Origin of the sequence: Streptomyces sp. NPDC056061 (assembly GCF_042266885.1) — a bacterium.
Taxonomy (GTDB): Bacteria; Actinomycetota; Actinomycetes; order Streptomycetales; family Streptomycetaceae; genus Streptomyces.
In genome coordinates, this window is sequence record NZ_JBHJWQ010000017.1 from 125,945 (window position 1) to 138,338 (window position 12,394).

The 12,394-nt window shown below is 72.1% G+C and carries 13 protein-coding genes; 4 read left to right on the forward strand and 9 right to left on the reverse strand.

Annotated features, from left to right (window positions below; genetic code table 11):
* Positions 1-59: 59 nt before the first annotated feature.
* From ACFC79_RS23560 to ACFC79_RS23590, 7 genes are all read right to left on the reverse strand, one after another.
* Positions 60-647, reverse strand: coding sequence for a GAF domain-containing protein (locus tag ACFC79_RS23560; protein ID WP_376243111.1), 588 nt, complete (start codon positions 645-647; stop codon positions 60-62).
* A complete protein-coding gene (locus ACFC79_RS23565) occupies positions 644-1,204 on the reverse strand; it encodes an ATP/GTP-binding protein (RefSeq protein WP_376243260.1) in 561 nt (186 codons plus the stop codon). The genes ACFC79_RS23560 and ACFC79_RS23565 overlap by 4 nt, the downstream gene beginning before the upstream one ends.
* Positions 1,205-1,487: 283 nt before the next feature.
* A complete protein-coding gene (locus ACFC79_RS23570) occupies positions 1,488-1,859 on the reverse strand; it encodes a DUF742 domain-containing protein (RefSeq protein WP_376243113.1) in 372 nt (123 codons plus the stop codon).
* Positions 1,860-1,861: 2 nt separating this feature from the next.
* Positions 1,862-2,296 carry a roadblock/LC7 domain-containing protein gene (locus ACFC79_RS23575; RefSeq protein WP_376243115.1) on the reverse strand — a complete coding sequence of 145 codons (435 nt, stop codon included), beginning with the start codon at positions 2,294-2,296 and terminating at the stop codon, positions 1,862-1,864.
* A gap of 7 nt (positions 2,297-2,303) precedes the next feature.
* Complete coding sequence (locus ACFC79_RS23580) at positions 2,304-4,259, reverse strand: ATP-binding protein (protein WP_376243117.1); 1,956 nt, start codon at positions 4,257-4,259, stop codon at positions 2,304-2,306.
* Positions 4,260-4,850: 591 nt separating this feature from the next.
* Entirely contained in the window at positions 4,851-6,095 is a 1,245-nt protein-coding gene (locus ACFC79_RS23585) for an MBL fold metallo-hydrolase (RefSeq protein ID WP_376243119.1), read from the reverse strand.
* 99 nt (positions 6,096-6,194) lie between these two features.
* Positions 6,195-6,635, reverse strand: a complete 441-nt coding sequence (locus tag ACFC79_RS23590) for a PPOX class F420-dependent oxidoreductase (protein ID WP_376243121.1) — start codon at positions 6,633-6,635, stop codon at positions 6,195-6,197.
* A gap of 161 nt (positions 6,636-6,796) precedes the next feature.
* On the opposite strand from ACFC79_RS23590, the gene ACFC79_RS23595 reads away from it, so the two are divergent.
* Positions 6,797-7,387 (forward strand): carboxymuconolactone decarboxylase family protein, encoded by a 591-nt coding sequence (locus ACFC79_RS23595; RefSeq protein WP_376243123.1) that lies wholly within the window; start codon positions 6,797-6,799, stop codon positions 7,385-7,387.
* A 264-nt stretch (positions 7,388-7,651) separates the two neighbouring features.
* On the opposite strand, the gene ACFC79_RS23600 is transcribed toward ACFC79_RS23595, so the two are convergent.
* Entirely contained in the window at positions 7,652-8,653 is a 1,002-nt protein-coding gene (locus ACFC79_RS23600) for a DUF6745 domain-containing protein (protein WP_376243263.1), read from the reverse strand.
* Positions 8,654-8,734: 81 nt separating this feature from the next.
* Positions 8,735-9,061 (reverse strand): hypothetical protein, encoded by a 327-nt coding sequence (locus ACFC79_RS23605; RefSeq protein ID WP_376243124.1) that lies wholly within the window; start codon positions 9,059-9,061, stop codon positions 8,735-8,737.
* A gap of 199 nt (positions 9,062-9,260) precedes the next feature.
* Between ACFC79_RS23605 and ACFC79_RS23610 the strand changes: the two genes are divergently transcribed.
* The 3 genes from ACFC79_RS23610 to ACFC79_RS23620 are packed head-to-tail and all read left to right on the forward strand — an operon-like array spanning position 9,261 to position 12,333.
* Complete coding sequence (locus ACFC79_RS23610) at positions 9,261-10,217, forward strand: STM4015 family protein (RefSeq protein WP_376243126.1); 957 nt, start codon at positions 9,261-9,263, stop codon at positions 10,215-10,217.
* Positions 10,218-10,223: 6 nt separating this feature from the next.
* On the forward strand, positions 10,224-11,192 hold the full coding sequence (locus ACFC79_RS23615) for an STM4015 family protein (RefSeq protein ID WP_376243128.1): 969 nt from the start codon (positions 10,224-10,226) through the stop codon (positions 11,190-11,192).
* Positions 11,173-12,333: an STM4014 family protein gene (locus ACFC79_RS23620; RefSeq protein WP_376243130.1), complete on the forward strand. Its 1,161-nt coding sequence runs from the start codon at positions 11,173-11,175 to the stop codon at positions 12,331-12,333. The genes ACFC79_RS23615 and ACFC79_RS23620 overlap by 20 nt, the downstream gene beginning before the upstream one ends.
* Positions 12,334-12,394 lie beyond the last annotated feature (61 nt).

Sequence of the window (12,394 nt, forward strand, 5' to 3'; positions counted from 1 at the left end):
TCGGGGCGCGAGGCTTCGTGGTGTCGCTCCTGCAACCGTGCGGCCACCGGGCCGTCCGGTCAGTGCCCGGTGCCGTTGCCCTCCCGCTGATCGATGTGACCGACGAGTTCCCGTGCCAGGGACTTGATCGTGTCCAGCCCGGCCCTGCCCCAGGTGCGGGGCACCGTGTCGACGGCGCAGACGGCTCCCAGCGCCACACCCGTGCGGTCGATGAGCGGTGCGCCGAGGTAGGAGCGGATTCCTATGTCGTCGACCACGGGGTTGCCGGCGAACCGCGGGTAGTCGCAGACGTCCTCCAGGACGAGCGCCTTGCGGCGCACGACGACATGCGGGCAGTAGCCCCGGTCCAGGGCCACGTACCGGCCGGCCCGGCTGCTGCCCGCCGCGGCGGCGCCCAGGTCGGACCCTTTCTGCGCGCCGTTCGGGGTGTGCAGTCCGGCGAAGAACTGCCGGTTCCCGTCAATGAAGTTGACCATCGAGAAGGGCACATCGGTGACCTCGGCCACCCGGTCGGCGAACGCGTCGAAGTTGTCGAACGAGGCATCGGCGCGTTCCCCGAGGTCCAGCGTCCGCAGTCGCCGGGTACGGACGACGGCGTCCCGGTCGACGGGGGTGAGCAGGAGCCGGTCGGCGGCGTGCCGAGTCACGGACGGGCTCCGAATCCGGTCAACGGGGCCGGGGCGGAGGTGGCGTTGATCAGGTGTTGGACCAGTGTGACCAGCGTTCCCGTGCCGGAACTGGCGATCCGGGCGTCGCACAGCACGACCGGCACGTCCGGCCCCAGATCCAGTGCGGCCCGCACCTCCTCGGGGGCATAGCGGTGGGCCCCGTCGAACTCGTTCACCGCGACGACGAATCCGATGCCGCGGCGTTCGAAGAAGTCGACGGCGGCGAAGCACTCGGCGAGCCGTCTGGTGTCCGCGAGCACGACGGCTCCCAGCGCTCCCTGCGAGAGCTCGTCCCACATGAACCAGAACCGCTCCTGACCGGGTGTGCCGAACAGGTAGAGCACATGCTGCTCGTCGAGGGTGATCCGGCCGAAGTCCATGGCCACGGTGGTGGACGTCTTGGATTCGACGCCGTCGAGACTGTCGGTCGCGGCGCTGATCTGGGTCAGCAGCTCTTCCGTGCTGAGTGGTGCGATCTCGCTGACCGCGCCGACGAAGGTCGTCTTGCCGACACCGAACCCGCCCGCCACCAGCACCTTGAGCGCGACGGGAAACCCTTCGGGCCCACCGGGGCCGTAGGACCCGTCGAATCCTGGGGCTCCGGCGGGATCGTGGAGGTGGCCGGGTCCTTCGTACCCTTGCGGACGGACGGTGCTCGGGGGGACGTCATGGATTCCGGCGACCCCGGGGCCCTCCGGGATTCCGTGGCTCCCGAAGCCCTCGCCCAGACAGCGGGCTTCCTGGATTCCGTGGCTTCCGAAGAGTCCGTGGCCTTCGGGGCCTGCGCTGTTCTCGTACGCGGCGGAGCTGCCGAAGCCGTCAGAGCTGTCGTCGTAAGCCATCGAGCACTGCCTCCAGCAGGGATCGGTCGGTGGGCATGTCGTGGAAGGCGGGCGGATGTGCGGTGACTGCCCCGCAGTCCACCAGGTCGGAGACGAGTACCTTGGTGACGACGGCGGGCAGTCGCAGATGCGCGGCGATCTCGGCAACCGAGGTGGGTCCGCCGCACAGCCCCAGGGCGACGGAGTGCTCGGGGCCGAGAGCGGCCTGCGGTTCGGCCCCCGTGGCCATCACCAGGGAGAGCAGATCGAGCACGGCCGTCGGGCGGGTGCGGCCGTTGCTCACGGTGTACGGGCGGATGAGCCGGCCGGCCGCGTCGTCGAGCAACGGCCCGTCCTGCGAAAGCGCCACCCTCACAGCCCCGTGGTGCCCGGTGCCCCCGCCGACTGTCGGACCGGGGTCATCAGATACGGACGGACGCTCTTGACCAGCATGGTCATCTCGTAGCCCAGCACCGCGGCGTCCGCCTCGCGACCGGCGAGAACGGCGAGACAGGTGCCGGATCCGGCGGTGGAGACGAACAGCAGTGTCGAGTCCAGCTCGACCACCACCTGACGCACGTCGCCGTTGTCGCCGAAGCGCGCGCCGGCGCTGCGGCCGAGCGAGTACAGACCGGCGGCGAGCGCGGCCATGTGATCGGCGCTGTCGGCGTCCATGCCGTGAAGAGATTTCACCAGTCCGTCGGCGGAGAGGAGAACTGCGCTCCGTGTGTACGGAACACGCTGGACCAGTCCGCTCAGCAACCAGTCGAGGTCCGAGACCTGACCGGACGGCATATCGGTCGCCATGGGGCATCTACTCCTTGGGGATGTTCGCTTCGAGGGGATCGGCGGCCGGGGCGGGGGACGTGCCCGGCTCCGGGACGGCGCGGTGCTGGGTGGGGGGCGCCGTCCGGCCCCGCACCGGCAGCGGTGCGGGCGGCGTCCGGGCCTGCCAGGCCGGTGTGCCCGTCCCGTCGCGGCCCTGGTCCGCGCCGCCGTCCGCCTCGGACTCGTTGCGCGCCTCGGCGAGATCGATGCCGCGCCGGAAGGCCGCCATGAGACCGGGATCGTGCAGGGCGTACTCGTCCTCCGTGCGCGGAACCGGTGCTTCCCTGAGCTGAGGAGCGAGGTGTTCCTGATGGGCACGCCGGGGAAGCCGGGGCCGGTCCCCGGTGCCGTGCCCGGCCCCGGAGCCCCGGTCGTCCGCGTGCCGGGGCCCGGGGTGGGGTTGGGCCTGGGCGGGGCGGCCCGGGTGCGCGGTGCGCAGGGGAAGCGGAGGAGCTTCGCCCTGGGGCCCCTGTTGCTGGGGCGACTGATGTGTGCCCAGCGGCTGACTCGGGACGTACGGCTGTCGATTCGCGCCCGGCCGCGAGTCCGTGGGGCCGGGGGCGAGCCCGGCGACGGGGTTCGGGCCGTGGCTCCGGCCGGGCCCCTGTTGCGGCCGGTGGTGGGCGTCGGCGTCGTGGCCGGCCGGGGCGCGGTGCGCGGGGCCGGGTGGCGACACCGGGATCGCTTCACCGCCGGCCGGGGCGTCCTCGTCCGCGCCCAACAGGTTCTGCGGGAGGACGAGTACGGCCTGTGTACCCCCGTAGATGTTGCTCTGCAGGCGGACCGCGATGCCGTGCCGACGGGCCAGCGACGCGACGACGAACAGGCCGATCCGGCCGTCCTGGAGGAGGCGGGCCACATTGACCTGGTCGGGATCGGCGAGGAGGGCGTTCATCCGCTGCTGCTCGTCGCCCGGCATGCCGAGCCCGCGGTCCTCGACCTCCAGGGCCAGACCGGCGGTGACCTGCTGGGCACGGAGCAGTACCTGGGTGTGCGGGGCGGAGAAGACTGTGGCGTTCTCCACCAGTTCGGCCAGCAGGTGGATCACATCGGCGACGGCGTGCCCGCGCAGGGTGCCGTCGATCGGTGGGACGAGCTTGACCCTCGGGTACTGCTCGACCTCGGCGATCGCCGAGCGCAGGACCTCGGTCATGGTGACCGGGTTGCTCCACTGCCGCCTGGAGACGGCCCCGCCCAGCACGGCGAGGTTCTCCGCGTGCCTGCGGATGCGGGTGGCGAGGTGATCGACGTGGAAGAGGCCCTTGAGCAGATCGGGGTCCTCGACCTCGTGCTCCAGCTCGTCGAGCAGCTGGATCTCGCGATGCACGAGTGATTGCAGCCGCCGGGCGAGGTTGACGAAGACCTCGACCCGCTGTTCCTCCCCGGTGTGGTCCGAGAGCTGCGACGCCTCCACGACGGCGACGACGGCGGCGTGTTGGTGGCGGCCCATCTCCTGCGCGAGCAGTTCGAACGGATCGCTGCCGGGGGCGGTGGGCTGCGCGGCCCTCCGTGCCGGCACCGTCTCGCCCCGGCGGAGGTGGTCCACCACCCGGCGCAGTTCCGCCTGGCCCTGGGCGCTGGTCCGGCGCAGCGCCAGACAGCGGCCGAAGACGGTGGTGGCTACCCGGTTGGCGGCGAGGTACGCGGCGAGTACGGCGGCGAGCGCCAGCCCGCCGGCCCCGCCGAGCACGATCCACAGTTCGGTGGACGGCCCGGCTCCGGTGGAACGGACCGTGCAGATGACCGCCGCGGCACCGCACAGCGCCACGGCGACGGCCGGCAGCACCGCGCTGCGCAGCATCTGGGGTCGTATGCGCGCCTCGGTGGGCGGGTGGGCGGCACGTGGCCTCGCCGGGCCCGAATGCGACCGGGTTCCCGGACGGCCGTGCCGTCCGCCCTCTCGGCGTTCCGGTCGCGCGTCGGGGGCGCGAAGTTGAGACATCAGTGTCCTCGGTACGTGGGGCACCAGGAATCGGCGCCCATGTGGTGGCGCCTACGGTGGTCGGTCAGACGCGGTTCATCACCGGAAGGGCTCGACTGAGGAGCCCACCGTTGATCACCGGACACACACGGTAGTCGTCACTCACGTATGCGCGACGGGCAGTTGTCGAACTTGCCCGCCAACCGTCCCACTCCGGTATGAGGCATCGCACGCAGGCTCGATTAATTCTTGCGGGCCACCGGGCCGGTGGACACCCGAACGGGCTACGGGGGCGAACCCCTGACCATGGGACGGCCCGATGCGTCGGTGTGCGTCGAAGGAGCAGCTGACGGTTCGACAGCCGGGTCGAGGAGGAACGGTCCGCCGGGCCGCGGAACCGCAGCCGGTTCCGTGTCCGGGCCCGGACCGCAGGGGACGGGACCGCGGAAGGGCCTCGGGCGGACCGCGCTCCGGCCTCCCGGTCCCACGAGGCGAGCCGGACGAGCGGTGGGGCGGGCCGTCGGCCCGCCCCACCGCGTGGCTCAAGCGCGCCGGCCCGTCATCTCGCCGAACGGCGTCCGTCCCGCCCGGACGGAGTCGTACGACTCGCCGTCAACGCTCCCGCGCCAGATCGAGATCGCCGCGGGACACCGCGTCGGACACGGCGGCCGTCGCCTCCGGGCGGCGCCAGGGGCGGGCGATCGGCGGGGCCACCGGGCGCCACCAGGGATCGGTGGGGAGGATACCGGCGGGCTCGAAGGGCTCGCCGGGCCGGGGAACCGCCACCGGCTGCCCCGCGTCCGCGGCGGCGTCCACCGTCCATTCGCCCGGCTCCGCCCACGCGTGGAAGGCCAGGTTGAAGGTGCCCCAATGGATCGGCAGCAGAACGCCGTGGGGCTTGCGTCCCTGGAGGTCGAGGTGGGCTTCGACGCCTTCGGCGGGTGTCATGTGGATGTCCGGCCAGGCTCCCGGGAGCGGTGTGGGCTCCGTGCGGCCCTTGGGCCAGTGCTGGGAGTACGCACCGACCTGGATCATGGTCGCGTCGAAGGGACCGTGTGCCGCGCCGATGTCCTCGAAGCCCGGGAAATATCCGGTGTCACCGCTGTGGTAGATCCGGTGCTCGGGCCCCGCGACGACCCAGGACGCCCAGAGCGTGTGCTGCTGATTGCGCAGACCACGACCGCAGAAGTGCCGGGCCGGGGTCGCGGTCAGCCGGATCCCGGCGATCTCTGTGGTCTCGTGCCAGTCGAGCTCGCGCATCCGGTGGGCGGACACACCCCAGCGCTCCAGATGGGCGCCGACGCCGAGCGGGACGGCGAACACCGTGCCCGTACCCGCCAGGGCCCGGATCGTCGGCAGGTCCAGGTGGTCGTAGTGGTCGTGGGAGATGACCACCGCATCGACGGGGCCGAGCGCTGCCAGCGGCAGGGGCACCGGGTGCAGCCGCTTGGGCCCGGCGAAGGCGAAGGGCGAACAGCGCTCGCCCCACACCGGGTCGAAGAGCACCCGTCGGCCGTCGATCTCGGCGAGCACGCTGGAATGGCCCATCCAGGTGAGCCGCAGTCCGGACGCGGGCGGCTTCGCGAGATCGGCGTACGTGGTGGCGTGAACGGGGACGGTGCCGACCGGCGCCCTGAGCGCGCGATCCTCCTTGCGGAAATAGGTCTTCGCGAACTCCAGGGCCGACCCGGAGGGCCTGGTCCGCGCCCCCACGGGGTTCTGGAAGACACCGTCGGAGAAGTGCGGCGAGCGACGGATGCGCTCCATGCGGGCACCGGCCGGATCGGCGCCGAATGCGGCGGGGCGCAGCGATCGCAGCCGGGTGCGGAGCGGAGGCAAGGGGGCGGCGCCGGTCACAGCATCTCCTGAGGGAGTCGGTGTCGTCTCATTATGGGCTGGGGGCCGGACGGCGCGAGCGCGGAACGGCCGAGTGGCTGAGGCCCGGTCGGTGCGCCGTCAGCCACGCGGCTGCCCGTACACGCGATCGATGTGCAGTCGGAGCACGATGCGGCGGTCCCGGACCATCGTGGCGCGGTAGTCGCCCCAGTCGGGGTGCTCGCCCCGGACGTCGCGGTGGAGCGCGATCAGCTCCTCCACCGTCGCATCGTGCGGATCGGCCGCGACCGGGGAGAGTTCGGCCGTGCCGTCCACGGCCGTCCACGCCCAGCGGTCCGCGCTGGTGACGTGGTAGGTGGCCCGCGGGTCCCGACGCAGGTTCTTCGTCTTCACCCGGTCCTCGGTGATCGAGACACGGACGATCCGCTCGTCGGGGTAGTAGAAGTGGCTGACGTTGGAGAGCTGGGGCCTGCCGTCCCGCCTGAGCGTGACGAGCACACCGCCGTTCTCCTCGCCGAGCAGTCGGAGCAGCGCGTCGTGCCGTGCGTCGTTTTCCGTCATGCCCGGTCCAACGCCCGTGCCCCGTGCAGGATTCCGCGTCCGGCCGCCCTCCCATGTCACATCCGGGCCGTCCCCGCCCGTCACACCCGTGAACGCAGCCGTCCGACGGTGTCCGCAACACTGCCGGACGGGAACCGAGCCGTAACCGAAGGAGACCGGTCATGACCGCACGCATCTCGCTCGACGCGCCCCGCACCCTCCTCTTCCGCGCCGTGTCGTGGTACTCGAACCGCGCGTTCGGCAAGGTCATCGATCCGCTGCGGGCCACCGCCCACCACACCGGGGTGTTGTGGGCCGGGGCCCGATTCGAACTGGCGCTGGGCCGCTGGAAGAAGCTGGACCCGCAGCTCAAGGCGCTCGCCGTGATGGGCGCGGCGGCCACGGTCGGCTGCAGTTGGTGCATCGACTTCGGCCACTGGGAGAACCACCGTCATGGCATGGATCCACGCAAGTTGCGGGAGGTGCCGGTCTGGCACGAGAGTGATGTGTACACATCACTGGAGCGTGACGTCCTGGCGTACGCGGAGGCGATGACCGTCACACCGCCCGAGGTCGGGGACGAACTCGTGGAGCGCCTGCGGACCTCGCTCGGTGAGGCGGCGCTCGTCGAGCTCACCACCATGATCTCGGTGGAGAACATGCGTTCCCGCACCAATTCCGCCCTCGGCCTCACCAGCCAGGGTTTCAAGGACAGGTGCGACGTGGACCGGCCCGTGGCCGAGGACCGGCGCAGTCCGGTCTCCGACCGCTGATGCGGCGGCAACCGCGCCGGGGGTGACGGCGAGCCGTTCGGCCGATCCCCCGGGCGGGGCGCGGAACACGACGGCACCGACGCCCGTTGTCTCCGCCATCGCTCGACGACCGGACATCGGGGCCGCCCTACCGGCCCCGGACACGGGCACCCGTGTCCGCGGTTCCTCCGGACCCCGCTCCCGCCGCCCCGCCGGTGCGGTGCGGCGGCGGGAGCGGAGTCCGGCCGGTGCGGCGCACCGCCCGTGTCCACCGGGCCGGGCACGTCAGGTCTGGCGCACGGGTGCGTACGCGTCCCCGTCGAGTCCGAAGGTCCACGCCACGCCCGCCTTCGCCGTCCGCGTGCTCGGCGGCACCCTGAGCCAGTACGTGCGGTGGGTCCCATCGGGCTCCGGGGTGGAATTGACCACCTCGACCATCACGACGTCCTCGTCGCCGTCGAGCGCGATGCGCCAGAGTATCCCCGTCTCGTCCCGGTGGACCGGCTCGGCGCCCGATTCGGAGAGGTAGCGGTCGTACCCGTAGAACTCCAGCATCACACGGCGGAGTTCGGCGTTCTCCTCCTCGCGTATGCGCCGCGGGGTCAAGGCGTTCAGGTCCTCCAGGAACTCGGCGGGCACGGGCATGCCGCGCCAGGCGTAGAGGGAGAACCCGTCGCGGTAGGCAAGCGCCGGGCCGTCCCCGCGGTCAAGCCGGCCCGCCTCGTCCCGGTGGAGTGCCTCCGGGCGCTCACTGACCACCACCACGCGCTCGTAGGGCCACCACCAGCCCGCGTTCCTGGCCACCTCGGCGAGGCCGTCCAGCCGGTCGCCCCGGCCGTCGAACGCGGCGAGCCAGGCCGCGTCGTGCTGACCCAGCACGGCGTCGAGCAGGACGAGTCGGACAGCCGACTCGTCCTCGGGGCGCTTCGCGAGGTCGGCGACCACGCCGGACCTGATCCGCTCGGCGAGCGCCGCCGTGGTCTCCCAGAGCTGGGCACCCGTGGCCGACCACAGTGCGGCCCAGCCGGCCGGGCCCAACTCGTCGTACATCCGGCGCCGTTCCTGCGCCCAGGGCCGGGTCCGTACCTCGTCCCGCACCGAGCGGCCGGCGTCGACGAGCTTCTCGACGGTCTCCACCGCGGCCCTGGGCGATTCGACCCAGACGATCCGCTCGGGCTCCGCGAGCCCCGCACGCCGGTAGGCGAGCCGCAGTCCCTCCTCGGCCGCGTCCCGGTCCGCCGCGCCCGTCGCCGCCGCCACCCGCCGCCATGAGTCCACGTACTGCATCGTTCTGCCCCATCCCCTGATTCGCTGTTCGGTCTTCTCGTGTGCCGCGCCGCGGGGCTCGCGCACCGCGGGATGTTCTCGTCAGTCGGCGACGATGCGGACCGCGCCGGGCGCGTACTCCCGCTGCCGCACCACGCGGTACCAGCCCTTCGACAGCGGTATCGCCGCGTGTTCCTCGTGCACCACTCGCCCGCCCTCGGGAAGGTGCAGCAGCATCGGCCCGAAGGGACCCGCCTCGCGCATCAGCCGGCCCGGCCCCTGGACCGCATGGGCGTGACCGGTGACCTCCCCCAGCGCGAGGACCATGCGCCCCCGGCCGTCCCGGGGCTCCCCCGGCGCCTCGACGAGATGCGCGGGCACCGCCGACGTCTCCAGCGGCATGATCAGTACATCGCCCTGTCGGTACACAGACCTCTCCCCTCGATGGGCCGCACTCGCTGTGACGGCCACGGGAAAAACGCTAGGGGGAGGGTCTGACAATCGGCCGGTGACCGCGTCGCGGGCCCCGACGGTCACGTGCCGGACGGTCCCCGGTCGCGCGGTTGTCAGTGCGGCTTGATAGACCTTGCGGACATCAGCCGTTCCCCAGTACCAGGAGCACAGGGCCATGTCCGGTGTGGACCATTTGCACGAGTTGCTCGGCCTGCCCGCCGTCGACTTCCAGCACACGACGCGTGAAACGCCCGCTCAGGCAGCCGATGCGGCGGCCTGGCGCATCTCGGTCGATCCGTACGACGACGAGTCCGAGACGACCTGGGAGGAGGCGTTCCACGCCTTCCTCGAAAGGGTCGACCCCGCCGGGGTCCGCGCGCTGATCATCGGTCAGTGGGGGGAGTCGTACGAGGAGACCTCGTCCTATCCGATCGGGCTGGTGACCGCCGCCGCGGACCGGCTGACCTCGCTCCAGGCCGTCTTCGTCGGAGACATGACCATGGAGGAGAACGAAATCTCCTGGATCGAGCAGTCCGATGTCACGGCGCTGCTCGACGCGTTCCCCGGCCTGCTGGAGCTGGGCGTGCGCGGTGGCTCGGAGCTGGTGTTCCCGGCCTGCAAGCACGACCGGCTGCGGGCGCTGACCATCGAGACCGGCGGCCTGCCGGTGGGTGCGCTGCGCGGTGTTCTGGACAGCGAGCTGCCCGCGCTGGAGCGGCTCGATCTCTGGCTCGGCGTCTCCGCGTACGGCGGCGACGCCGATGTGGCGGACCTGGCCCCGCTGCTCGCCGGCACCCGTTTCCCCGCGCTCACGCACCTCGGCCTGCGCAACAGCGAGCTGCAGAACGAGATCGCGACGGCCGTCGCCTCCGCCCCCGTCGTCGCCCGGCTCCGGGTCCTCGACCTGTCGAACGGCACACTGGGCGACGAGGGCGCGGCGGCGCTGCTGGACGGTCAGCCGCTCACCCATCTCGAACGGCTGGACCTGCACCACCACTTCATGACCGAGCCCATGGAGCGCCGGGTCGTCCAGGCCCTGGAGCCCCACGGCGTGCGGGTCGACGTGTCGGAACGCGAGAAGCCGTGGAACGACGGCGGCCCCGAGGGCCGCTACACCGCGGTCTCGGAGTGAGGTGCGATGACCGGCATCGATCACCCCGAGACCTTTCACGGCCTTCCGGTCCTGACCCTGCCGGATCCCGGTGATCCGGACGGCGTTCCCCTCCCCGCCGCGGACACGGTCGCATGGCGGCTGGAGAGCGCCTGGCGGGGCGACCTGACCTTCGCCGCTCTGTGGAAGCACTTCCTCGACAGCGTCGACACGACGAAGGTACGGGCCCTGCTGATCGGTCCCTGGTGGCAGGACGACTACCAGTCCTTCGCCCCGGTCGTCGACCTGCTGACCGCCGACGCGGACCGCTTTCCGAGCCTGCGCGCGCTCTTCCTCGCCGACGTGGTCGGCGAGGAGTGCGAGCTGTCCTGGCTGGAGATGGCCGACATCACCCCGGTCGTCGAGGCGTTCGGGAAGCTGGAGGAGCTGACCGTACGGGGGTGCGGCGACGACTACGGCGACCGGACACGGCTCGACCTGCGCCCGGTGCGGCACACCTCGCTCAGAACGCTGCGGTTCGAATCGGGCGGCCTGCCCTCCGACGTCGTGCGGGCGGTCGGTGCGTCCGAGCTGCCCGCGCTGGAGCATCTGGAGCTCTGGCTCGGGACCTCCGAGTACGGCGGGAACGCCGGTGTCGAGGACCTCGCTCCGCTGCTCTCCGGTGCGGCGCTCCCCGCGCTGCGCCATCTCGGGCTGCAGAACAGCGAGATCCAGGACGAGATCGCGGCCGCGGTGGCCTCCGCCCCGGTCGTGGCGCAGCTGACGTCGCTCTCGCTCGCGATGGGAACCCTGGGCGACGAAGGGGTCGAGGCGCTGCTCTCCGGCCAGCCGCTCACCCATCTCGCCTCTCTGGATCTGCATCACCACTACGCCGGCGAGGCATTGGTGGAGCGTCTGAGGAATCTGCTGGGCGACCGGGTGAACTGCGACATCGACGAGGTCGAGGACTGGGATCCCGAGGTGGACGAATTCCGCTATGTCGCCGTCAGCGAATAGTCCGGAGCCGTCCGGTCCGGCGACGCGCTTCGCCGTCGTGGGGGTGCCCGGCAACCGCCGGGTCGCGCTCTTCCAGGACGCCGTGCGCGCCGCCGGGCTGCCGCCCGCGCGGGTCGTCCCCTGGCTGGACGTCCTGTGCGGCGGGGCGGTCTTCCGGCCGGGCGAGACCGTCCGTGTCGACTCACCGGGCGAGGACACCGAGGTGGAACGGCGGCTGCGAGCGGTCGACGACCCGACCAGGGTGGAGGGAACGGCCCTCTGGTACGCCCGGTTCACCGCGGCCGTGCGGTCGGTCGCACGCGCGGCGGGCGAGTCCGGTGCCGTGCTGCTCGACGCCCCCGGCGACATCGCCGTGCTCTTCGACAAGCGGCTGTGCCACGCCGTGCTGGACCGTGCGGGGATTCCGGTCCCCCCGTCACCGACCTCGGGCCCGGCGGCTCCCGCGGTGCGCGACTGGGCGGACGTCCGCGAGCGCATGGAGACGCACCGCATGCGCAGGGCCTTCGTGAAGCTCGCGCACGGCTCGTCCGCCTCGGGGGTCCTTGCCGTCGAGACGGACGGCTCCGGCCGGGTGCGGGCCACCACTTCGGTGGAACGCGACGCGGACGGGCGGCTCTTCAATTCGTTGCGGGTGCGCCGCTGCACGACGGAGCGGGAGGTCTCGGCGATCGTCGACGCACTCGCGCCGGACGGACTGCACGTGGAACGCTGGCTGCCCAAGGCGACCCGGCACGGCCGGGCTGCCGATCTGCGGGTCGTGGTGGTGGCGGGCCGGGCCACCCATGCCGTCGTGCGCACCAGCCACTCCCCCATGACCAATCTCCACCTCGGCGGCACGCGCGGCAGTCTCGACGACTTCCGTGCGGCCGTCCGGGCCGCGGGCGGCGACTGGGCCGAGGCCCTCGCCGTGTGCGAACGCGCCGCGGCGTGCTTCCCGAACACGCTGTGCGTGGGCGTCGATCTGCTGCCCTCGTCCGACCTCCGGCGCTTCGCGGTCTGCGAGGTCAACGCCTTCGGTGACCTGCTGCCGCGGCTGACCGGCCTTCCCGGCGGCGGCGCCGAGGGGCTGGACACCTACGCGGCGCAGGTCGCCGCCGTACTGAACAGAGCAAGGAACCCCCGTGCAACCGCCATTCACTGACATCGTGTCCGCCGAGCCCCCGGTCGGGGACGACACCCCCGGCACGTGCGAGAACCCCGAC